The following is a 23395-nucleotide window of genomic DNA, read 5'->3' on the forward strand; positions in this document are numbered from 1 at the left end:
CGGTGAACGACGGATGGACCGCAGGCGTCCAGTGGTACGGAACGTTCACACCTTTGCATCATGCAAGCGGCACAACGGACCCGGTCGATCATGGACATGCCGGCGCATGCGCGGGCGTGGGTGTACAAGGCGGCGCGCGACCTCGGGCAGGCCGAGCAGAAGCTCATCCGCGAGCGTGGAGCGGCGTTCACCTCCACGTGGGCGGCCCACGGCGCGCCGTTGGACGCGTGCGTGGACGTGCTGCACGACCGGTTCGTGGTGGTGGCGGTGGACGAGGTGCAGGCCCAGGCGAGCGGATGCAGCATCGACAAGAGCGTGGGCTTCATCAAGCAGCTGGAGCAGGACCTCAACCTGATGCTCACCGACCGCATGGTGGTGGTGGTGGAGCGCGAGGGGCGGGTGCAGAGCGTCCGGCTCCAGGAACTGCCGGGGCTGCTGGCCGAGGGCCTCATCGGGCTGGACACCATCGTGTTCGACGACCTGGTGGCCACGGTGGGCGATCTGCGCGAGCGCTTCCGCGTGCGGCTGGCGGACAGCTGGATGAAGCGCTTCCTCTGATCAGGGCACGGTGTCCGGGCCCTCCGATCGGCGCAGGATGTCATCGCGGTCCCGGGGCCGCTCGCCCTCGCGCCAGGCGAATCCGGGCAGCATGCGGTCCTCCATCGGCACCTGGTCCACCGGATAGAGCACGGCGTCGGGCTGGGTGAGGAAGGTGACGCTGGCCACCTCGCCGTCGCGGACACGCACCAGCAGACGCGCGCAATCCGCCCGGTTCACGCCCACGATGGTCCTCACCGAGTCGCGCGTTTCGGTGGCGTGGTAGAGGGTGCGGCTGTTGCCTTCGGTGAGCAGGCGGTCCAGTTCGTCGTTGACGAAGAAGCCGGTCATGGTGCGGCCGCTCACCTGGTCGAAGTGGGTGCTGTCCACCCGCGCGGCCATGAAGGCATCGCCCTCGGCGAAGAGACGGTCCACGCGGCCGTTGGCGAGCTGGATGCGGATGTGGTGCGCGGTGACCTGGTCGCGACCGCTCCAGAGCACGGGGCGGTGGACCATGCGGATCAGGCTGTCGGCCGTGGTGTACACCAGGGTGTCGCACACGCCCTGCAGGTCGCTGCGGTAGAGGCGGACGCCCCGGCGCGCGGTGATGCGGCGCTTGTCCGGCACGGTGTCCGGCGCGGCGAACAGGGTGTCGGCGTGCAGGAAGAGGGTGTCCTCCCCGGAGCGCATCAGCAGCCGCGCGCGCCCGGTGACGAAGCTGTGTCCGTTCCGCTGGTCGTGCCGTCCCCGATCGCCCAGCACGGTGGTGCCGTTGGCGGTGTCCACGGCCACCACGTCGCCCCAGGCCAGGCCGATGCCATCCACTCCGTCGTAGTGCACGCTGTCGCCGCTCAGCTCCTGGCCCTCGGTGGTGATGGTGGCGCGCTGCGTGAAGCGGGCCCGGCGGTCACGCGTGTCGTAGGTGCCGGCCACGCAGGTGATGCGGCTGTCGGCCTGGGCGATCACCGTGGGCCCGTGGAACTCGGCGGTGGCGGTGGGGGTGAGGTAGTGCAGCGTGTCCGCCGTGATGCTGCGCTCCGGATGGCGCAGCCGCACATCGCCGGTGAAGATGAAGCGCTGCTCGCCGGTGAGGTAGGTGCCCTGGCGGCTGGTGAGCGTGTCGCCCTGCCGCAGGCTCACCAGGGTGCCTCCGCCGGTGTAGGTGGCGGCCCGCGCGCGCAGGTCGTACACCAGCTGCTCGGTGTCCAGCGTGCTGCCCGGGTCGGCGAGGCGCACACCGCCGCTGAGGACGGCCCTGCGCCGGGCGGCCTCGTAGTCCAGCTGCCGTCCGGTGATGGTCAGCGTATCGCCGTGCAGGATGCGGATGTTGTTGAAGGCCTTCACCCGCTGGTCCTCGTAGAGCCAGGCGCTGTCGCACGACATCAGGGCGCCGGCGTGGCGGAAGCGCACGTGGCCCTGGAGGCGCTGGGCGCCGGGGGCGATGACCTCGTCGAAGCGCCACACGTCGGCGTTGAGCACCTCGATGCGCGCGGTGTCCTGGCCTTCCGCCGTCCCGGGGAGGAGCAGCAGCGCGGGGAGGAACAGCAGCGGAGCGGAGCGCATGGGGGGCGTGACCGGCGAGGACCGTGCCAGGGGACGGCCGGTGCGAAGATCGGCGGTGCTCAGTTGAGGCTCACGCCGGGCAGCTTCCGCATGTGGCGGTAGTGGGTGCTGAGAGCTTCGAGCAGGGCGCGGATGCGGGCGTCGGCGGCGCGGGTGGCCTCGCTCACCTCGCGCCCCTGGGCGCGCAGCAGCATCACGCCGTAGAGGCCGGTGAAGCAGGTCTCCACCACACCGACGGGCTCCTCGTCCTCGCGCTGGCGGTTCAGGCTGTCGATGTCCTCCCGGGCATCCATGTAGCGGCGCACGTAGGTGGGGTCCTCCAGCACGTTCAGCAGGGCGTGGTGCAGCGCCTCCAGGTCGGTGATGGCCTCGTTCACCTCCGGCAGGTGGCCCTGGCGGCTGAGGCCTTCCTGCACCATGCGCTCGGCCAGGTCGGTGTACCACGCCTGGGCGAGGCGCTTCTGTTCGGCGTCCACGTCCATGGGTTCCACCAGCCGGGTGCGGATGGCCTCGGGGTCGAACCGCACCGCGCGCAGCACATCCTCCAGGTGCCACATGCGCACCACATAGGCGGCCACGTTGTCCTGCCGCTCCTGGCGGAGGCGTTCGTTCATGGGGCGGATGCGGGCTTGGCACCGGCCGGGGCCTGCGGGGGGGCGCCCGCGCGCGCGGCGCGGTGGCGGGCGTTCAGGCCGGCGATCACCTGTTCGGTGATGTTGAGGGACGGGTTGCCCACCCAGATCTGGCCTCCGCTCTGCACGCTGAAGATGTAGTCGTGCCGGGCGGCCTTGTTGTAGTCGGTGAGGAAGGCCATGATCTCGTTGCTGATCTCCTCCAGCATGCGCACCTCCATCTCGGCCATCTGGCGTTCGCCACGGGCCTGCATCTCCTGGATGCGGGCCATCAACGCCTGCACCTCCTGCTCATCGGCCTTCACTTCGGCCTGGGTGCTGTAGGTGTGGTCCTTGCGCATGAGCTCTTCGTACCGGCCCTGGGCCTTGGCCAGCTCGCTCTGCAGGTTGCCCTCCAGGCGCTTGCCTTCGTTGCGGAAGGCCGCGCCGCGCTCCTTCACCAGCTCGTAGCGCTCCTGCACCGAGTCCATGAAGAAGTAGGCGATGCGGGCGTCCACCAGCGCGCCGGTATCGGGCGGGGCGATGAAGGCGGTGGCGCTGCTGTCCGCCTCGAGGGATGCGGCCTCGGGCGTGCCGGAGCCGCCACGGCCCAGCAGGGCCCAGGCGATGAGGGCGGTGAGGATGACGTTCCAGCCGATGAGGATCGGTCCCAGCTTGCGGTCCATGCGGTGCGAAAAAAGAGCGCCCCGGTGCCGGGGCGCTCCAAAGGTACGGACGCTGTGCGCTAGCGGTGGACCACCAGCTTACCGGTGAACACCCGGTCCGCGGCCGTCAGTTGATAGAGGTAGGTGCCGGGCGCAACGCCGTCCAGCGCGAGGGTGGCGTTGGCCCCTGCGGTCAGGGTCCAGCGGCGCACGAGCGCCCCGCTCAGGTCCACCAGGTCCACCGTGGCCCCGCCGTGGCCGAAGCCGCTCAGGGTCACCCGGTCGCTCGCCGGATTGGGCCGCACCTCCAACAGGGCGTAGGCCTGCTCGGCGATGCCGGCGATCACGTCGAGGTTCACGCACACCGTGTCGTTGCCCGTGGTGATGTCGCTCGTCCACTCGCTCCAGGCGCACAAGCTGCCGGTCTGCGTGGAGGTGGGCAGCAGCGGTTGGGTGAAGGTGAAGAGCAGCGAGTCGCCGGGCTGCAGGGTGCTGGGGAAGGTCTGCGTCACAACGGGCTCGGCGGCGAACTGGTAGTTCACGGGGAAGCCGCTGGCGGCCTGGTTGCCGCTGTTCCTCACCCAGGTGCGCACGATGGTGGGCTGCGTCACCACCTGCCCGTCCACCACGCCGAAGAAGCCGCTGCAGCCCACGTCGTACACCGGCAGCTGCTCCACGCGCAGGCCGAGGTGGAAGTCGGTGGTCTCGCGGTCGCGGTACTCGGCCCACACGTTGTCCAGCACCTCATAGGTGTGCAGGCTGAAGGGCGGGGCGATGTCCTGCGCGATGTTGATGTTGTTGCCGCCCATGTACCACTGCACGTAGAGCCCGCCCTGGTCCCAAAGGAAGGGGGTGCCCACCGCGTGCACCTGGTCGCCGGCCACCGCGTTGGCGGGCTGCACATAGATGGAGTCGATGCGCGTGCCGGGCCCGCCGTTTGGACCGTCGTCGGCGAAGACCTTCAGGTACATGCCCACCGGGGTGAGGTTGGTGACCAGCCGCACCGTGTAGCCCGTCACGTAGCAGGGGCTGAAGGGCGGGCGGTCCAGGTAGACGCCCACACCGCCGTTGCCCCCGTTCCATCCGATGCCGATGCCGTCATCGGTGCCCCCGTTCCAGCGCACCTGCTGCACCGCCAGCGTGGTGTCGTACACGGCCAGCTCCTGGGTGCGGGTGTTGTTGGTGGTGACGAGCTCGTTCGGGATGCCGCTGATGGTGCCCACGTAGCGGTGGGTGCCGTTGGTGCTGGGTGCGAAGGCGATGGGGAAGGTGATCAGGCTGTCGGCGCCCGGGGTCAGGCTCGTGATGGTCACCTGATCGCTCACCGCGAGCTGGTTGTTGGGCGTGAACACCTGCGCCTGGGCGGTGACGTTGGTGAGCAGCTGGTTGCCGGTGTTGCGCACCTGCATCACCAGCGGGTGGGCGGGACCATCGCGCTGCAGGCTCACCCCGCGGCTGCCATCGGCGCCCACGAAGCGCACCGCCCCGTCGGTGATGGCCAGCAGAGGCACCTGCGGCGCGTAGTAGCGGATGGCATAGTTGCCCACGGGATACACGTCGGCACTGTGCTGCAGGCCGATGTCGCCGCTGATGCACTCGATGCCCAGCAGCAGGTCGTTGTTCTGCGTGAGGCCGGTCTGCTCCAGGATCTGCACCGTGATGGTGCTGTCGAGCTTGTTGAGGATGATCTGGAAGGTGTTGCTGCCGGTCCAGGTGGGCGGGGTGGCGCTCCAGAAGGGCACGTTCACCCAGGAGAAGATGGTGGTGTCCGGCGTATCGTACACCCAGCACTGGCCCGGGTTGCCGGCGCCGGTGAAGGTGAGGTCGGCCGTGAGCCCGGCGATGTAGTCGTTGGCCCCGCCCGCCTGGGGGATGTTGGGAAAGGGCGAGGCGATGTTGGTGCTGTTGAAGGCGATGTAGCCGTTGCTGCCGATCCACACGTCCTTGCGGTCGTACCAGTAGTAGGGCATGTTGGTGAACATGGCGAAGGGGCCCACCACGTTGTCGTCCGCCAGCCCGGTCACCTGGAAGCCGACGCCGGTGATGTCGATCCAGTTGAACACCGGACCGCCGGGCTCATTGCTGTCCTTCCAGATGTAGCCGTAGGTATCGGGTCCACCTTGTGCGGCCGAGGCGGCCAGGGGGATGAGCAGGCCGAAGAGGGTCAGGGTCCGGTTCATGCGCAGCGGGTTTGGTGGCGGGAAGGTAACGACCGCCGCGCAGAGGGCGCACGGGCGACTTACGGAAGCAGGAAGCGGAGGCCCTGCGGGCCGTCCGGTCCGGCGAGCTGGAGCACGTGCACGCCCCGTGTGGCCCCGCGAAGGGCGATCTCCTGCCAGCCGCCACCATCGCTGCGCCCGGTGGCCAGCACGCGGCCCTGCACATCCAGCACGCGCCAGCTGCAGGCCGCGGAGAGGAACAGCTCCACGCCGTCCGCCGTGGTGCGCACGCGCGGGGCCTCGGCCGCGTTGGCCGGTTGGGCGCGCGGCGCGGCTGCCTGGCTGTTGTCGATCAGCACCGTGCACACCGGGCCGAAGGGGCACCAGGTGGCCCCGCCGTCGAAGCTGGGCTGCACCGACACGTCGTAGTAGGCGCCATCGCTCAACGGCAGGGTGGTCCAGTTGAGGGTGATGGTGGCGCCGCCGCTCACGATCTGCCGCACGAAGCCTCCACCGTCGGTGACGAAGCGGAAGCGGTAGTCCGTGGCGCCGGCCAGGGAGATGGCGTGCAGCTGGTCGGTGCCGCCGAAGCTGCGCGTCACCCCGCAGCTGAGGTCCGGATGCTGCGGATGGTCCACCAGCCGGGTGGGCTGGCAGGCCGGGGCGGCGGGCAGCACCATGGCCTGGCACACGGGCCCGAACTCGCCGAACACCCCGTTGATGCGGGTGCGCACGGCGATGTTGAGCAGCACGTTGAACGGCACCGGGTTCGTCTGGAACCAGGCGAAGCGGAGGTAGCATGCATCGTTCGGGTCCGCGTCCGCCCAGCCGTTGTACACCACGCCGCTCTGGAACACACGCCGGCTGTAGGTGCCGTTGGGGTCGAAGATCCAGAACTGATAGCCGTCGCCGTTCGCCGCGTTCACCGCAGGGTTCGGCGTGGCGATGAAGAAGTCGTTGCTCAGGTAATCGAGGCGCGAACAGGAGGCGCTCTGCGGCTCGCTGTTCAGCATCCGGTCCGGCCCGATGGGGTTGGTGAAGCCCAGGTTGTTGCTCAACGCGCTGAGGGCGCCGTAGGTGCAGCCATTGCCCAGGTTGTCGATCACGCGCTCACCGGAGGGGTCCTCCAGCGCATAGCCGCCCGGGCAGATGCCGTCGCCGCCGCTGTCATGCACCACCAGGCGATAGGCGCCGTTCAACGGCAGGCACACCAGCTGCACGTTGGTCGAGTGGTTCATGTACGGGCCGCCGGAGGCCACGGGCAGACCGCTGGCCGCATCCAGCACCTCCCAGGTGATCTCGTGCCCCGCGCCGTCGGCGTCCACGATCATGCGCCAGTCGGTGCAGGGAGCTTGCGCGCGCAGGGCAGGGCCCACGACCAGGGCGGCCAGGGAGGGGAGGAGCGGGCGCCACATGCGCATCGGGGCCGGGCCGGGGCATGGGCCTCCGGCAAAAGGGCCACGAAGCTACCCGGGCCCGTGCGCCGTGGTGCGGGCTGTTGATAACCGACTGATCGGATGTTGATGACCCACGGGGCAGGCCACACGGGCTTCACCTGCGCTTCATCTCCAGGTCGATCGGGAACCCGTTCTGGACGGGGCCCCCCTCACGCCGCCAGATTGCTGATGCGCTTCTCGTCGGGATGGTACACGGTGGGGCCCATCTGCAGCAGCTGCAGCACGGCCATGAACTCCAGGGGACCGTCCACCTCCACCTCGCCCTCGCGCGGGTCGCCGTCCTCGGCGTACTTCACCACCACGCTGAAGCGCTGCGGGGCGGGCGCGAAGGAGGTGTGGTAGCTGTGGATGCGGAAGGCGGAGGAGCTGCGCTTGGCCATCGGGAAGGGAGTTGCGGAGAGAACAACGGTGCGGCGGCGCGGAGTGTTCGCCGGAACGAGGACGGCCGCCTTTCGGGCGGCCGTCCATCGGTCCGTGTCGCGGTCCACCGGTCACTCCACCACCAGCCGCTTGACGCCTGTGGAGCCGTCCTGAGCGGTGAGCTGCACCTGGTAGAAGCCGGCGGGAAGCCCGCCGAGGTCGAGGTCGTGGTCGGTGATGCCCATGCCGGCCTGCAGGCCCTGCTCCATCACCACACGACCCGTGTGGTCGAAGAGGCGGAGCTGGACCGGGCCGCCCACGCTACCGAAGCGCAGGGTGGTGCGACCTACGGCGGGGTTCGGGAACAGGTCGATGCCGATGGAGGGGTCATTGCCCTCGGCCAGGCCCACCTGCCCTCCATCCAGCCACTGCATGAACTGCTGGGTGTTGGGTACGCCGTTGCTCGTCACGGTCAACGTGCTGACGATCAGAAGGGCGACCGGCGTGCCTGGTTTCCACCATTGGTAGGTCTCTGCCTGGTAGTCCAGGACGCCGAACGCGCCCAGGTCATCCTCGTAGTCCTGGTTCACCTTCACGCGCAGCACATTGGACACGGTGCCGTAGGGCATCACCAGGGTGCCGTAGCCGTCCGCGATCCCGGTGCTGGTGCCCGTGCGGTTGGCGGGGATGCCGCTAGTGGTGAACGAGGAGCTGAAGTTGTCCGTCCAGGTGGTGTTGAAGCTGCACGGGAACTTCATGATCTGCTCCGCGTTCTGGTACGGAATGGTCACGTTGGCCGTGGTGGAGTGATAGCCCTGCAGGAAGCCGCCCTGCGCCGTGTATTGAAAGAAGCCGAACACACCGCTGGGATCGCTGGTGGCCACCGTCGCGGCGGGGAAGCTGCTCAGGTAGCCCGTGGAGGCCGGCGTCACATGGTCGATGGAGAAGCTGTTCGTCGGGGTCAGCGTGCTGAAGGTCCAGGTCTGCATCGGACCGGAATTGCCCGGGGCCGCGTAGGTGGAGTTGTTCATCACCGCCGTGAAGCCTGCGGTGGGCGCCGCGTTCGCGTTGTCCAAGGTCTGTGCATGCGCGCTCCCGAACAAGGCGGTCACAACGAGGAGGGTCAGGGTTCGTTCCATGGGTTGTGGTTTGGATACCGAAAAAAAAGTGATCGGCCGATCGGTCCTTCAGGCGGACCGTTCCGTTCACGTCGGTACGATATCGCACTGGATGCCTTGACGAGAGGTTCACCTGGAGTTCACCACCCGTGGCGCAGTGAATGCCGAACGCCCGGATCCCGCGCTCGACGGTCCGGGCGCTCAGGTGCGCCGCACTACCTACGGCAACTGCGCGTTCCTTACGGCCGTGGGCACCGTGCCGCCGATGTTCACCAGGATCGGATCGCGGTCGTTGGCGCTGCCGGCGTACTTCACCTGGCCGTTGAGGTTCACGTCCTCCGGGTAGTATCCGTTCGCCGTGGCCGTCGGCACCAGGCCGCCGATGCGCACCAGGATGGGATCCCGGTCATTGCTTCCACCGGCGTACTTCACCTGGCCGTTGAAGGTGACATCGCCGGCCCAGAGGACCAGCGCCGGGAAGGTGCCGGTGATGCTCTTGCGGGCGTTCGTGCCGAAGGTGGTGGTGGCGGCATCCGTCAGGTCCACGCTCACCGGCGCACTGGTCATGGCCACGGGATCGAGCGTCATGCACGCGAGGTGGTTGCGATGGCGGACCACCACATGATGCGTGCCCACCGAGCCGAAGAAGCCTACGGGCGATACGCCGTCCAGGTCCACCACGTCGCCATCGCGCTGCACCAGCACATGTTTCGCCGCCTTGATCACAGACGGGTCCAGTGGGTCGCGGAGCTCCAGACGCACCCAGTCCACGATGGCATCATCGCCTGTGACGGCCAGCACCGCAGGGTCGAGCACGGCCACGTGCGGTGCGGGAGATGTGTACAGACCCATGGCCGGGTACGGGTCTGTGATCGGCACGAGAGCGTTGGCACGCAGGTCGTCCCGCATGGTACCGGTGCTGGTGACGTATGCACCTTCCAGGAAGACCTTCACGTTCAGCGCGCCGAAGCACGTGCTGTCCACCAGCACGGCCGTGGCGGTGGCCGCGCAACCGTCCGCATCGGTGAGGGTGAGCGTGTAGGTGCCCTGGCCCACCGCGGGCAGGTCCTCCGTGGTGGCGCCATTGCTCCAGTTGTACTGGGTGCTCAGCGGGTCGCGGTTCACCGTGGCGAGCACCTGTCCATCGGCCTGCCCGCAGGAGGGCAGTACGGTGTCCAGCGTGAGAAGGATGGCGTCCGGCTCGGTGAGGAAGACGGTGTCGCGCTTCCAGCAGCCCACGGCGTCGTAGGCGGTCACGTAGTACATGCCCGGACCCAGCCCGCCGATGGAGTCGGTGGTGGCCCCGGTGTTCCAAGCGTAGGTGAGCGGTGCATTGGGCGAACTGGCCGCAGTGGTCACATGGCCATCTGCCGCAGCGAAGCAGCTCACATCGCTCCCTGTCACGGTCAGGCTCACCGGTGCGCAGGCCGCACAGGCGGCGAAGATCCAGTTGGTGTTGCCGCCATTATCCACCGAGTTGGCGCCGGCGTAGAAGGGACCTTGGCCTGAAACCCTGACGTTCTGAAGCGTGGCGTGGTCTATACAGGTCTGACCATTGGGTATGCCGAGGGACCATCCAAGACTACTGTTCAGGCAGCGGACATTTATTGGAAGGGTTGTGGTCCCTTCGGAGATAAGAAGGTCGGTGACCCAAGACTGGCCGAACGGCACGATAATATCGGCACCAGCTTCGAAGACGAGTTCCGCAGAATGCACGCCCGTTAAATTGAAGATGGTGGAAATACCGGAAGCCACCACGACCCGGTCCACCTCCAGATCAACGAACATATTGTTCTGAAACCCATTCTGTCCAGAACTCATCGGTATCAACCGGATCGTGGATATCCCATCATTGAACGAGGCGTTCGGACATGGACCACCGGACAGGTTGATCCCACGGTAGTCGATCACACTGGTCCCAAGATCGATCATACACGTGCTGTTCCCTGTACCGTTGTTGTACACGGTCAAGGAACCAATTATTCCAGTGGCACTGCCCATATGCACCTTGCAATGGTTGTCCAATGAAAGGGATTCGTAGTATATGGTGAGAGTGGGCCATGTACCCGAGCCATCCGCCAGCAGGAAGGCCGAGCCGAAGTAGATCTCGGCGGTCCCTTCCAACGTTATCAGAGTACCGTGCAGCGTGGCCTGGTCCAGCCATGCCTTGCTTCTTTTGAGATAGAGCGACATGGGGCCATGGATATCACTGCCCTGAGCATCGAGCTCCGCTCCGATCCCCACCTGAATGATGTTCCCGGTGCCGCCAACGGGTTGTGAACCAGAAATGGAGTTTCCCTGTGCATGGAAACGGATCCCCGCACCGATGAGGAGGGCGCTCCCGGTAAGATCATCCTGGAGCCACACATCGGCATCTATAGTCGGACCGTTGTAATTCCCGATGTATATTCCCTTCTCTAGCACCGTGCCGCTGGTTCGGATGGTGGTCTGGTCTCCATTGGAAGGGATCATGGTCAGCTGACAGTACGAGGATCCGTCCACGATAGTGACCGGTCGTTGGATGTCGAGGTCCCCGTGGATCGTGAGGGAGCCGCTGCAATACTGTCCGCCAATATTCAAGAACTGGAAGGACGGCGCGGTGGCCATCACCCGTAGATCATGACAGACGCCTCCATTCGTGTTCACCTGGAGCCCCGGCCCCAACTGTGAGTTTTCATCGAACACCACATCGTCGTACTGCGTGGGCGGCCCATGCCCGGTGGAGCCGCCGGATACCAGCGCCCAGTTGAGGTTGCTGGCCCAGTTGCCGTTCACGTATTTGAAGTAATAGGTCGTAGCCGAGGCGTGCAGCGCCGGGAGAAGAAAGATGCTGATCAGCAGCGCACGGATGGCGGAACGATGCATGGGCAGGGTATTGGGGCAGGGAAGATAGTATTTCTGCACACCACCTTTTTGGTCGTTGCGTGAAGGCGATGCGACACCCACCCTGGACCCACGTCCCGTCCTGGCCCCTGGCGATCCCTTTACTGGAGGGATCAATGGACCCCGTGCTCCACAGGGTCCTTCTCTCCACACTACGGCAACTGCGCGTTCCGCACCGCCGTGGGCACCGTGCCGCCGATGTTCACCAGGATGGGATCGCGGTCGTTGGCGCTGCCGGCGTACTTCACCTGGCCGTTGAGGTTCACGTCCTCGGGGAAGTAGCCGTTGGCGGTGTTGGTGGGCACCGTGCCGCCGATGCGCACCAGGATGGGATCACGGTCGTTGCCGCCACCGGCGTACTTCACCTGTCCGTTGAAGGTGACATCGCCGGCCCAAAGCACCAGTGCCGGGAAGGTGCCGGTGATGCTCTTGCGGGCGTTCGTGCCGAAGGCGGGCGTTCCTGCCAGGCTGAAGTTGATCACGTTCGGGACCGCATCCAGCGCGTACGGTGAAGCGCTCATCACCGCCAGGTGATTGCGATGGCGCACGGCGATGTGATAGTCACCCGCTGAGGCGCTGATGCCGACCGGGGATACCCCGTCCAATTCAACGATGTCCCCATCGCGTTGCAGGAGCGCACTGCGCGAGGCGACGATCAGGGTGGGGTCGCCCGGATCCCGCAGTTCGATCAGCACCCAATCCACGATGGCATCGCTGCCCGTGACGGCGAGCACGGGCACGGTGGTACTCTCGCCGCCCCCGTCCACGAAGCCATAGCCCAGTGCGGTGTAGGGTTCGGTGAGCGGCACCAGGCCGTTGCTGCGCAGCCCGTCGTCCATGAGCCCGGTGCCGCTGTTGTAGGGCCCCTGCAACAGGGCCGCTACGTTCAGGCGCACTCTCACCGTGTTGGGCTGCTGGAAGCCTTGTGTGATGATGCCTCCGGGTACCGTGCCGGTGCCGATGACCGCCTCACCCACGGACCAGCTGGCCGAGCCGCCGGGGATGTTGCCGGTGCCACCGCCGGACGAGACGAGGGTTTGGGGGAACAGCCGCTTGGCACAACAGAAAGCCAAAGCGCACATCGCAGTGCGGACAAGAAGGGATGTGAAAGGGCTTGACATGGGGGGCGTATCGCTTTCGGTTCGGTGTTCCGCGCATTCGTCCCGGTGGGGCAGAGGGGATCAATCCGGTCCGCAGCCGTTTATGGTTCCATGGAAGGTTGAACCATTGTGGACCTTGAACGGCGGTGACATCAGGATCGTGTGCCCGCCTTTGTACGTGACATCCTGCCCCGGACCGGTGGTGATGGTTTGCGTGGACGTGATGTTCCCGGCGGTGTTGAGCGTGGTGCCCCCGGGAGCCGCGCCGGAAAGGCTTACGCTCGTGAGGCAACCATACAGTTCCGAGCGCCAGATCCCTCGTCCGAAGGTGCCGATGGCGATGGTGCCGTCGGCCTCGTTGAACTCGATATCCTCCACGCGCACAGCGGGCAGGTTCGTGTTAAAGGGCACCCAATCACCCAGCGTGTTGTCGCGGTAGAACACCCCGACATCGGTGCCGATATAGAGTTGATCATCAGGCAGCCCCACGTTCGCATCATAGCCGATGCAGTTCACAATGATGTTGGGCAGGGAACCGGTGATGTTGGTCCAGCTGGAACCGGCATTGGAGGAGTAGTACACCTTCTGGCCAGCGGTGAAATTGCCGACGGTCACGAAGACCTCCCACTGGTAGTTCGGGTTCACGGCGATGCCGGTGATGAACTGACCGGAAAGGCCGGCGCTGATGTTGGTGAACGAAGCGCCACCGTTGGCACTGGTGCTGATGGTGCTGCCGCTGGAGCAGTAGATGCGGTCCGGGGCGCTCTGGCAGATCACCAGCTCGTCCGAGCAAGGCACACCGAGGTTCGTCCAGTTCGCCCCATCATCCGTGCTCTTGTACAGGGTGTTCCAACCCCCATAGAGGGTGGAAGGCGAACTGGGGTCCATGCACAAAGGTGTGAGCCAGGGGCCTGATACGCCGGGCGGCGTGATGCCGTACAACGTGGCACCACCGTCGGTCGAGCGATAGACCGCTCCGGATTGGGCGGAGTACACCATTATCATGGGATCCGTGGGATGGATGATGCAGTCCATTCCATCCCCGCCCCACATCTGCGTCATGATCGTACTGCCGCCGGTGAGTTTGGTCGAGCCATTGTCCTGGGTGCCCCCGATGTAAAGTCCGGGGTCCGGATCGTGATCGGCGATGCGGTAGAACATGGTGGTACTGAGGCCCGCGGACCGGCTGTACCAATTGTTGCCATTGTCCGGGCTCCAGAAGAAGCCGCCGTCGCTCGCACAGTAAACGAAGAAATCACTGAGCGGGCTGTTCGCCAGATCATGGATGTCGGCATGCACGTAGTCCGTGCCGGGTTGCGATCCGAAGGGGATCGCCCAATGGCAATGGTTGGAATAGCTGGCCCCATAGTTCAAGGACACCCACATGTCCACTCCACCGGCCATGGTCCGTGGAGCGTACGTGGGATGCGCCACGAAGGCCAGGTCGTACCACGACTGGTCCAGTGCATCCTGCCCTGTCTCACTGCCGCCAAGGATGTTCGGTGTGGAGGAGGTCAGGGAGAAGCTCAAGCCGGAATCCGTGGATCGGTATACGCCTTTGAAGGTGCCAACACCCGTGGCCGGTCCGCAGAGCAGCATCACCTGGGAAGCCATGGCCGGTGAGACCGCGATGGCGATGCGGTTCGCGTTGGTGGGCATCCCTGCGGTGATCTGCGTCCATGTCCCGCCTGTGTTCGTGGAGCGGTGGAAATTCCCATTGCTCGACGCGTAGACGATGCTGGGATCGCCCGGTTTGAACTCGATGTCCTGAAAGGATCCGGCGACCACGTTGGTCCAAGAGCCGCCGCCATTGAGGGTGCGGTAGATGCCTTGGGTGGTGGCCGCGAACAGGATGTTCCCGTTCGTGGGGTGAATGAGGAGCTTGTACCCTCGTACGAACTGCTGCACGGTCCAGGATAGACCGGTAACCGCCCAGGAGGCCCCGTTGTTGGTGGACTTGTACACACCGAGCGATTGGGTCACACCCCCATCGCCATCTCCGGTAAGGATGTAGATGGTGTTCGCGTTGGTGGGATCCACGGCGATGCCGGAAATGCCGAGATTGGGAAAGCCGTCGGTGAGCGGGGTCCAGGACAGACCGTTGTTCGTGGTGCGCCAAAGGCCACCTGCGGGAGCACCCACGTACAGGGTGTTCACATCGGTAGGATGGAAGCCCACCACGTTCATGCGCCCAAGGCCGGGTGCGTAGCCGCTCTGGCCGTTCACCACATCAGTAGGGCCCATGAAGGTCCAGTTGCCGAATGCAGAGGATGGGCCTCGCTGCAATTCCAGCATTTCCTGGTAAGGCTGGAATTCCTCGAGGTTCTTCTGGCTGGAGTTGATGATCTTCCCGTCCGGGGTCAATCGGCTGCGCTGCGTGTATTCCCAGCGCTTCCACTGTTTGTAGCCGGTTCCTTTTCCTTTGTCCCGGTTCGCGTAATAGGCCTCCATCTCCTGTCGCACCGTTTCGAAATCATCGGTGGCAGGCTGCAGGTAATAGTAGCGGTCAACCGATTGTCCGAGTGCGTAGGACGAAGTATGCGACAGCAGTGCGCATATGGCTGTGCCGGCCACCAAGGCGCGGAAGCCCCTGGGTGCAGAGGGCGTTATGTCCAGCTTCACCATGGTGTACTTACTTGGCGTGGAGTTCCAGTATCATACCGCGCAACTGGCGCATTTCACTTTGCAGTGCGTCCACCTCTTGGTCCTTCTCGATCAAGTGCAGCGTGAGTTCTTCCACCTTCTCCAGCAGGATCTTGTTCAACTCGCCGAGGCCAAGTCCGTTCTCCTCCACCTCGCAGGCACTGGGCACGTTGGGCAAGTGGCCATTGATCGCGATGTACTGTGACACTTCGGCCAGTGGCATCAGGCGGTAATCCTTTGCGAAGACATAATCCGGGAAGCCGACCAGGGATACTTCCACTTCCTTGCAGGTGATCCTGCCGTTCACCGCGAGCTTGGATTGTGGCGTGGTGGTGCCGATGCCCACGTTACCGCTGAATTTTTGGATGTACAGCACCGAAGTCCCGGCGGGGTTCGCGAAGTGCTCCAGGATATGGAAGCCTTCCGAAGCGATCCGCTCGTCGCTCTCGACGGTGTAACCGTAGCTGGTATTGAAGTGGCGGAGCTTGATGCCGCTGCGCTGGGTATTGCCCCCCTGCGAGGCCACGGTGATGTACCGGTCCACCGCACCCCCGTATGAGCCCACTTGCAGGATGCTCTCGGGCGTGGCGGTGCCGATGCCCACGTTGCCATTGCTTTCGATCCGCATCCGGTTCTCAAGCGTGTTGGTGATGTTGCCGATCGGTTTGACAAGGAAGTCCAGATGCGCACCGAACCCACCATCATCGGTGGCTTGCACGCGCGCTCCGGGATCGTTGCCGCCCGGACTGAAAGGCGTGAGGTCAAGGCCCGCGGTGAGCCCCGAACCCGTGACGCGGATATTGCCGGAATGCACGTCCAAGGCCGCTTCGGGAGCAATGGTGCCAAGACCGATGTGGCCGGAGTTGGTATTGGACAGGTCCGCACCGTTGAGCGCCCAGCCTGGCGCGAAGAGGGCACTGTCGCTCTTCAGCGAGCGGAGTGCATAGGGCACGGCCCAGAAGTCATTGCGGCCCACGAACGTATAGTTCGTACCTCCCGTGATGTCCATGAAGATGTTGCACCACTTATAGCCCGCATCCCAGTCGATCTCCGCGAAAGTGGGCGGAACGGAGAACGCCTCGGGTGTGCCACCACCGAGCTTCACATGGATGAGCCCATTGGCGTCGGTGACCACGTCGTGCGTTTCCCAATACCCGCCAACGAAAGTGGGGAGTCCTTGGTAGATCTGGAACTGAAGGCCGACCGCCTGGTTCGGTAGCGGCTGCCCTCCCGCATCGCGAACCACCGCCTGGTAGTTGAAGCCGCTGAAATTGTAGCTCTGCGCGTAGCCTTTCGGTATCAACGAGCAGAGGATGAACGCGAAAGCAAGTAGGGTGGTTCGAATGCGCATGGGAGTGGCGGAGGTGTTCATGGAGCGGTCATCATGCAAATTAGAGGCGTTCTGGCGAGCCGACCTATCGAGGATCCCAATGATGTTGACGCGCCCATAACATTGGAACCAATGATGCGCTGATCGATGGTACGGGCGTTCAGGTGGGCCGCCCACACTACGGCAACTGCGCGTTCCGCACCGCTGTGGGCACCGTGCCGCCGATGTTCACCAGGATGGGATCGCGGTCGTTGGCGCTGCCGGCGTATTTCACCTGGCCGTTGAGGTTCACGTCCTCGGGGTAGTAGCCGATGGCGGTGTTGGTGGGCACCGTGCCGCCGATGCGCACCAGGATGGGATCGCGGTCATTGCCGCCACCGGCGTACTTCACCTGGCCGTTGAAGGTGACATCGCCGGCCCAGAGGACGAGCGCTGGGAAGGTGCCGGTGATGCTCTTGCGGGCGTCGGTGCCGAAGGTGGCCGTGGTGCCCACGGTGAGGTCCACGGTGGCGGGCGAGCTCGAGAGGGCCACGCCGTTCAGCGTCATTACGGGCAGGTGGTTGCGGTGGCGGATAGCGATGCGATACGTGCCGGCGCTCTGGCTGAAGCTGACGGGCGAGGTGCCGTCCGTGCCCACCACATCGCCGTCGCGCTGCAGCAGGGCGGCCTTGCTGGCCAGCACGGTGGTGGGGCTGGCGTCGCTGCGCAGTTCCACCAGCACCCAGTCCACGATGGCGTTGCTGCCGGTGACGGCCAGCACCGGGGCCGTGGTGCTTTCACCGCCGCCGCCCGTGAAGGCATAGCCGAGCGCGGTGTAGGGCTCCTCGAGCGGCACCAGACCGCTGCTGCGCAACGCATCGCTCATCAGGCCGGTGGTGGCGCTGTACGCCCCTTCCAGATGCACACGCGGCGCCACCGCGATTCCGGGTGCCGGTGTGAAGACCACGCCATACTCCTCCACCTGGCCGTACTGCACCGGGCTGGTGCAGGGGCCCGGCGTGGTGTTCACGAAGTCGGTGATCACGCGCATGCGCCGCAGCACGCCGGTGGTGGGCGCCGCGGGCGTTGTGAAGCTGCCGCTGCGCACGCCGGCGCCGTTGGACGGCGAGAACACCAGCTCCCCCGCGTCGGTGAAGACGCCATTGCCGTTGTAGTCGATGTACACGCGCACCCACTGGTTGTTGAAGGCGCCCACCGTCACTGCGATCGGATAGTTCGTGTTGGGCTGCAGCTGCGCGAGCTGCGTGCAGCTGTAGTCGTTCATCACCGGGCCGTCCCAGGCCGTGGCGTGGTCGATGGTGTGGAAGGCCACGTTCCAGATGCCGATGTCGACGGCGGGCGCCTGTGAGCGCGTCACGGTGCATCCCGTGGTGGGCACGGCCAACACGGTGATGTATCCCGGCTTCGTCATCGTGCTGCCGGAGCCGTTCACGTTGGACGCGGTGAGGGTCACCGCGTAGGTGCCCGGGGTGGTGTAGGTCACCACGGGGTTCGCTGCGGTGGAGGTGGAGGGTGTTCCGCCCGGGAAGCTCCAGCTCCAGCTCGTGGGGCTCAGCAGGGAGAGGTCGTCGAAGGTCACCGTGCCGCCGGCGCATACGGTGGTGCGGTCCGCGGTGAAGTCGCTCAGGGGCGGACCGGTCACCGTCATGGCGAGCGTGTTGGACAGGGCCGGGGAGGAGAGGACGCCCGCGAGGGAGGAGGCCATTTCGCAATGGACCGTCTCGCCCGGCAGCAGGTCGTTCGCCGCGTAGGTGGCCCCGGTGCCCACGGGCGCGCCGTTGCGGAACCAGGCGTAGGTGGGTGCCGCGCCGCCGTTCACCGGGGTGGGGGTGAAGGTGACGGGGGTGCCGTAGGTGATGGTGGTGCCGGGCGCGGCGGCGATGCTCACCCCGGCCACGCTGGTGCTGATGTACACCCCGTAGTCCTCCACATCGCCCACGAAGGTGGCCGCAAGGCAGTTGCGCTCGTTGGCCGTCAGCGTGCCCGCCTCCCCATAGAGGCGCATGCGCAGCAGCGTGTTGGTCACCGCACCGCCAGGGATGGTGACGTTGGCGTTGATGGTGGCGGTGGTGTTGGCCGGTGTGCTGCCGGAGATCACCAGCTCCGCCGGGTCCTCGAACACACCGTTGTTGTTGTGGTCGATGTAGCCGTTCAGCGATTGGGCCGCGCTGCCCCCGGCGCGGATGGTGACGGACAGCGGGTAGGTGCCTCCGGCGGCCAGCACCGTGTTGTGCGTGCAGGCGAGGTCCGTGTAGGCCACGTTGTTGATCGTGCTCGTCGCGTTCGAGATGGTGTTGAAGACCACGTTGTTCACGGTCTGCGCGCAGTTGCAGGCGTTGCTGGTGGTGGGCGTGCAGGCGGCCACGGGCGCGGCGGCCACCACCACCACACCGTGCTCCGTGCGCACGTACGTGCCCAGGGTGGTGGTGACGGAGAGCGTCGCGTTGTACACCCCGGTGCTGTTCAGCGTGAAGGTGGGCCGGCGCGCGGTGGAATTGTAGGTGACGATGCCGTTGGTGATGGACCACGCATAGGTGATGCCGGGGAACTCCGCATCGTCCAGATAGGTGTTCGGCAGGCAGGTGGAGCGGTCCTCCAGGGTCACGGTCTGTCCGGTGCCGCACAGCAGGCTGGTTCCGGCCATGAAGTCGAGCTGCGGCGCCGCGGGCGGCACCAGGGCCAGGTTCCCGTTCGCCGCCAGGAAGGAGTTGCGCTGGGTGGTCATGGCCAGCTGGGCCCGGGTGCGCTGGCCGGCGGTGAACATGTTGTCCGCGCAGGGCGTGTAGTTCATGTAGTTGTACAGGTGCAGGCTGTTGGACGAGTTGCCGTCGCAGCTGTTGGTGCCCCCGGGGTTGCAGCTCGCCGGCCGGATGTGCGGCGGCGTGTCGCACACCTGGTCGCCATCGGCGGCGCAGGTGCCGTTGGTGGGGCAGGTGGTGCCGTTGGCATCGCCCTCGAAGGTGTGGTACAGGTTGAAGGCGTGGCCGAGCTCGTGCGCCAGCACGCTGCTCAGCATGTAGCTGGCGAGCATCACCGTGCCGTCGATGGCCGAGCCGTGGCTGCCCGCGAAGTAGGCGTAACCGGCCACCGGTCCGCCGTTGTCGATCTCGCCCACCAGCCAGATGTTGTAGTACTGCGTCTGGTCCCAGGTGCGGGTCGCCTTCAGGGCGGCGTCCGGCAGGCCCAGCGCTCCGTCGTAGGCCACGCCATAGTTCACATAGTCCGCCACGGCGCTCATGTCCACCCGGTCGATCCCCGAGGTACAGTTGCCCTGCGGATCGCGCACGGCGAGCACGAACTCGATGCCCATGTCCACACCCGACCCGTCACCGGCCGATCCGGCCACCTTGCGCCAGTACTGGTTGGTGAGCTTGATGCCCGCGCGGATCTGGTCGTCGGTGACGGCCGTGGCCGCCGTGCCGATGTCCATCACATGCACCACCACCGGCACCTTGAAGGTGTTGAGGTCGCGTTCGATGCCGGGAGGGGCCACGCGCGCGGCCTCGTTGAAGTCGAGCACACGCTGCCGGTAGCCGCGGTCGTCGCGCATCAGTTCCTGGTGGCCGTGGTCGAAGCCGCAGCCGTTGGCGGGAAGGCCGCCGGCCTGCTGGGCCAGCAGAGGGGTGGCGGTCAGGCCACACAAGGCGGCGAACAGCAGGACCGCGCGCCGGTGCGGAGGACACTTCATCGTCATGGGGGTGTGGAGGGTGATGGTGTGGCGAAGGGAAGCAGGATCGGGGGCACTGACGCGCCCCCGGCGCAGAAGATCTTCACGATCCAGGTACAACGCGTCGGCCTCACGGCTCCACGATGCGCCATTTGAAGGCGAAGAGCACCAGGCCCGCCTTGCTCTTGATGCCGAATTTCTCGAAGAGGTTCACGCGGTAGTTGTCCACCGTGTGCACCGACAGCTTCATGAGGCCGGCGATCTGTTCGTAGGTGAGCTCCTCGTCGGAGCACACCAGGCGCAGGAGGTCCAGTTCGCGCGGTGTGATCTGGGCCAGGATGGCGTCGCGCTCCATCTCGGTGCGCGAGCGCACGCCGTTGCGGTCCAGCAGCTCCAGCCGGGCTTCGCTGGTCTGGAAGTAACCGGTGCGCACCAGGCTGTCCAGCGCATGCTTCAGCACGGCACTGCGCGCGTTCTTGCCAAGGAAGCCCCGGGCGCCGGCGCGGATCGCCCGCATCAGGGCCTCTTCGCTGGCGTCGAAGGTGAGGGCCAGCGGCAGCACGGCCGGTCGGTGGGCCTTCAGCCAGGCGATGGTGGCGTAGCCGTCCATCACCGGCATGTGCAGGTCCACGATGGCGATGGCGGGATCGGGGATGCCGTCGATCGCGTCGATGAGCTCGCGGCCGTTGGCGGCCTGCAGCACCACGGCGTACTCATCGAAGGCATCGATGGTGGCGGCGAGGCCTTCGCGCACCATATGGTGGTCATCCACCAGGACGACGGGATGGGTCATGGGCGGTGTCGGGGGTGAAGGTCCAGCTGCAGCCAGCGCCGGGGGCGGTGCGCAGGGTGGCGGTGTAGCCCACCAGGCGGCAACGCGTGGCGATGTTGGCGAGGCCGCTGCCGGTGCGGGGCGCCTCGGGATCGAAGCCGCGGCCATCGTCATGCACCTGCAGGGTGGGCGGTGTGCCGTCCAGTGCGATGGTGAGGGTGCGGGCGCCGCTGTGGCGCAGGGCGTTGGCCACCACTTCCTGGAAGGCGCGGAACAGGATCGTCTTCGCATCGGCCGGGGGATCGTGCATCGGGTCGCTGATCCGCAGGTGGACACGGGCTTTGCCGAGGCGTTCCAGGCGGGTGGCCTCCAGCTCCAGTGCCTGGGCCAGCCGCAGGTGGCGCCAGTGGTCGTGGTTGAGGCTGCGCCCCAGGCGGCGCACCTCCTCCATGCCCTGGTCCAGGGCCTCCAGCGCGGTGGCCACGCGCGGATGGGCCTTGGCCGCATCGGCCAGATGGTCCAACAGACCCACCTGCGCCACGGTGAGCAGCTGGCCCACGTTGTCGTGCAGCTCGCGGCCCACCTCGGTGAGGGTGTGCTCGGTGGCCTCGCGTTCGGCGCGGCGCAGCTCGGCATCACGCCGCAGGTGCAGCTCGGCCAGCTCGGCGCGGTGCCGGTGGCGGCGGTTGGCGTTCACCACCAGCAGCATGGCCACAAAGGCGAAAAGCAGCACCAGCAGGCCGGTGGCCACCAGCACCGGGACGAAGAGCTCATGCACGGGGTCGGTGTTCATCCCAGCCGCCCTGCCGCCGTGCCACATGGAAGGCGAAGGCTGCCAGCAAATAACGCACGATGGCCAATACGATGATGATCCAGTACATCACACGGGTCAGCTCCGGATCGTTGCGGTACAGCAGCCGCATCATGCCCACGAAGGGCACGATGCCGCCGAAGTAGGCCAGGGTGCCCAGGAAGAACCAGAAGGAGGGCGAGCCGACGATGGACCGGTCCACGCGCTGCGCCACGCTCCACAGGGTGGCCAAAGACCAGCCGCAGGTGATGGCCCCCAGCAGGATGATGCCCTCCCCCAGCAGGAAGTCGGTGGAGCCCGAGCGCAGGTAGGCGGCGCCCATGGCCAGCAGGCCCAGCGCCGCCGTCACGGCCAGCGCCGTCCGCCGGTGCGGGAGCAGGCAGGCCACCAGCCGCAGCATCAGCAGGAACTCCACCACCGTGAAGCTGTTGTAGAGCCAGGTGTTGGTGTGCCCTGCGGTGCGGATCACCACGCAGGCCGTTTCCACCGCGAAGGCCACCACCATCAGCCCCCCGCTCCAGCGCAGGAAGGCGCCGCCCAGGCCCCGCGCCCGCCACCAGGCCACCAGCGCGGTGGCCATCGCGACGGACAGCAGCAGGGAGGAGAGGAGCAGCGTGGACATCGCGCGGAAGCTCTACTTGCAGCTGGCGCGCACATCCACCCCTTTGGACTGGAACACGGCGATGCCCGCGCACATCGGAGGGCAGGCGGAGCCCAGATCGGCCCCGCGCATCGCGTAGGTGCCGCCGTTCGATTCATTCCCGATAAGGCGACCGGTCCCGTTCACGGCCACCAGGCAGGTCTTCATGCTGAAGAGCGCGCCGCGGTCCAGCTTCGACCAGGCCTGGGGCTCCGCCACCAGGACCACTTCAACCCGGTCCGCTTCGCCCAGGTGATTGTCAGCGATCAACGAATCAACCTGCTCCAGCTTGTACACCATGTGCGGCCGTTCGTCCGTGTAGATGAACTGGAACGCGTCGTTGTCGTACCTGTCCACCACGATGTTCTCCTGGAATGCCTGTCCGGGACCGGTCCACCACTGGTCGAGCGTCATCGTCGTGGCCGTCAGGGCGTTGTTCTGGATCGTGTAGAGCGGGGTTTGCGGGATCGTGTAGGGTCCGATGTCGTTCACCAGGTCCATGCACACGAAGCTGAAGGCGCATACCACGTGATGGGCCTCCGCATCGAAGCCGTACAGGATCGCCAGTCCGGACCGCTCGGGCTCGCATTGGCCGGGGGTGAAGTCGTTGCGGATCTCCTCATAGCTCTGCCGGGTGAACTGGATGGGATGGGGAGATAGGGGTTGGTGTTGGGCAGGGGTGCCGTAGTGGACCACCTCGTTCAGCTCCGCCTCCGCGCAGGCCAGGTCGGATTGGATCACCCGCGGCTCGATGAACTTGCGGCTCTCGCGCACGGTGAGGCGGCCGAGGAGCTCCTTGGGCAGCTGGAACCCAGGCGACCGCGGGTCTGTCGCGGCAGTTCGGTCACCTTCGGGATGATGCGGAGCACCACCATCGCCCGGCGAAGCGTCGCGGTCGGTGCAACCGATGATGGTGGTGAGGAACACGGTGATGGCCGCGGCCATCACCGGTGAACAGAGGCGCGCGCTAAGCATGGCGGATCGGTGTTGGTGAGCCGCAAAGCAAACCAACCACCCGCACCTCCACCAGGTGAAAAACAGGGGGTTGGGGAGGTGAAAAACCACCTGTTCGGGCACGG

The 23395-nt window shown here is 66.1% G+C and carries 17 protein-coding genes; 1 reads left to right on the forward strand and 16 read right to left on the reverse strand.

Features of this window, described 5'->3' with window-relative positions:
- The first annotated feature begins 60 nt into the window (after positions 1–60).
- Positions 61–558 (forward strand): hypothetical protein, encoded by a 498-nt coding sequence (locus IPM49_16325; protein ID MBK9276088.1) that lies wholly within the window; start codon positions 61–63, stop codon positions 556–558.
- Here the strand turns inward: IPM49_16325 and IPM49_16330 are convergent, their stop codons facing one another.
- The 16 genes from IPM49_16330 to IPM49_16405 all read right to left on the reverse strand — a co-directional run bounded on the left by IPM49_16330 (position 559) and on the right by IPM49_16405 (position 23291).
- A complete protein-coding gene (locus IPM49_16330) occupies positions 559–2100 on the reverse strand; it encodes a hypothetical protein (GenBank protein MBK9276089.1) in 1542 nt (513 codons plus the stop codon). It lies immediately after the preceding gene.
- A 59-nt stretch (positions 2101–2159) separates the two neighbouring features.
- Complete coding sequence (locus tag IPM49_16335) at positions 2160–2714, reverse strand: DUF4924 family protein (protein ID MBK9276090.1); 555 nt, start codon at positions 2712–2714, stop codon at positions 2160–2162.
- Positions 2711–3397, reverse strand: a complete 687-nt coding sequence (locus tag IPM49_16340; protein ID MBK9276091.1) for an OmpH family outer membrane protein — start codon at positions 3395–3397, stop codon at positions 2711–2713. Before IPM49_16340 ends, IPM49_16335 begins: the two co-directional genes overlap by 4 nt.
- A 59-nt stretch (positions 3398–3456) precedes the next feature.
- Positions 3457–5556 (reverse strand): T9SS type A sorting domain-containing protein, encoded by a 2100-nt coding sequence (locus IPM49_16345; protein ID MBK9276092.1) that lies wholly within the window; start codon positions 5554–5556, stop codon positions 3457–3459.
- 59 nt (positions 5557–5615) lie between these two features.
- Positions 5616–6950, reverse strand: coding sequence for a hypothetical protein (locus tag IPM49_16350; GenBank protein MBK9276093.1), 1335 nt, complete (start codon positions 6948–6950; stop codon positions 5616–5618).
- Positions 6951–7141: 191 nt separating this feature from the next.
- The gene (locus tag IPM49_16355) at positions 7142–7372 is read right to left on the reverse strand and encodes a hypothetical protein (protein ID MBK9276094.1); all 231 of its coding nucleotides are present in this window, start codon (positions 7370–7372) and stop codon (positions 7142–7144) included.
- Between the two features lie 111 nt (positions 7373–7483).
- Complete coding sequence (locus tag IPM49_16360) at positions 7484–8491, reverse strand: T9SS type A sorting domain-containing protein (protein MBK9276095.1); 1008 nt, start codon at positions 8489–8491, stop codon at positions 7484–7486.
- A 198-nt stretch (positions 8492–8689) separates the two neighbouring features.
- On the reverse strand, positions 8690–11335 hold the full coding sequence (locus IPM49_16365) for a SprB repeat-containing protein (GenBank protein MBK9276096.1): 2646 nt from the start codon (positions 11333–11335) through the stop codon (positions 8690–8692).
- A 170-nt stretch (positions 11336–11505) separates the two neighbouring features.
- Positions 11506–12435, reverse strand: a complete 930-nt coding sequence (locus tag IPM49_16370) for a hypothetical protein (GenBank protein ID MBK9276097.1) — start codon at positions 12433–12435, stop codon at positions 11506–11508.
- Between the two features lie 99 nt (positions 12436–12534).
- Positions 12535–15078, reverse strand: coding sequence for a hypothetical protein (locus IPM49_16375; protein MBK9276098.1), 2544 nt, complete (start codon positions 15076–15078; stop codon positions 12535–12537).
- A 7-nt stretch (positions 15079–15085) separates the two neighbouring features.
- A complete protein-coding gene (locus tag IPM49_16380; GenBank protein ID MBK9276099.1) occupies positions 15086–16447 on the reverse strand; it encodes an Ig-like domain-containing protein in 1362 nt (453 codons plus the stop codon).
- A gap of 157 nt (positions 16448–16604) precedes the next feature.
- A complete protein-coding gene (locus tag IPM49_16385) occupies positions 16605–20120 on the reverse strand; it encodes a PKD domain-containing protein (GenBank protein ID MBK9276100.1) in 3516 nt (1171 codons plus the stop codon).
- A gap of 103 nt (positions 20121–20223) precedes the next feature.
- Positions 20224–20886: a response regulator transcription factor gene (locus tag IPM49_16390; GenBank protein ID MBK9276101.1), complete on the reverse strand. Its 663-nt coding sequence runs from the start codon at positions 20884–20886 to the stop codon at positions 20224–20226.
- On the reverse strand, positions 20858–21658 hold the full coding sequence (locus IPM49_16395; GenBank protein ID MBK9276102.1) for a hypothetical protein: 801 nt from the start codon (positions 21656–21658) through the stop codon (positions 20858–20860). Before IPM49_16395 ends, IPM49_16390 begins: the two co-directional genes overlap by 29 nt.
- Positions 21636–22298: a hypothetical protein gene (locus tag IPM49_16400; GenBank protein MBK9276103.1), complete on the reverse strand. Its 663-nt coding sequence runs from the start codon at positions 22296–22298 to the stop codon at positions 21636–21638. The genes IPM49_16395 and IPM49_16400 overlap by 23 nt, the downstream gene beginning before the upstream one ends.
- 12 nt (positions 22299–22310) lie before the next feature.
- Positions 22311–23291: a hypothetical protein gene (locus IPM49_16405; GenBank protein ID MBK9276104.1), complete on the reverse strand. Its 981-nt coding sequence runs from the start codon at positions 23289–23291 to the stop codon at positions 22311–22313.
- Between the last annotated feature and the right edge of the window lie 104 nt (positions 23292–23395).

Source organism: Flavobacteriales bacterium, from assembly GCA_016715895.1.
Lineage (GTDB): Bacteria > Bacteroidota > Bacteroidia > Flavobacteriales_F > PHOS-HE28 > PHOS-HE28.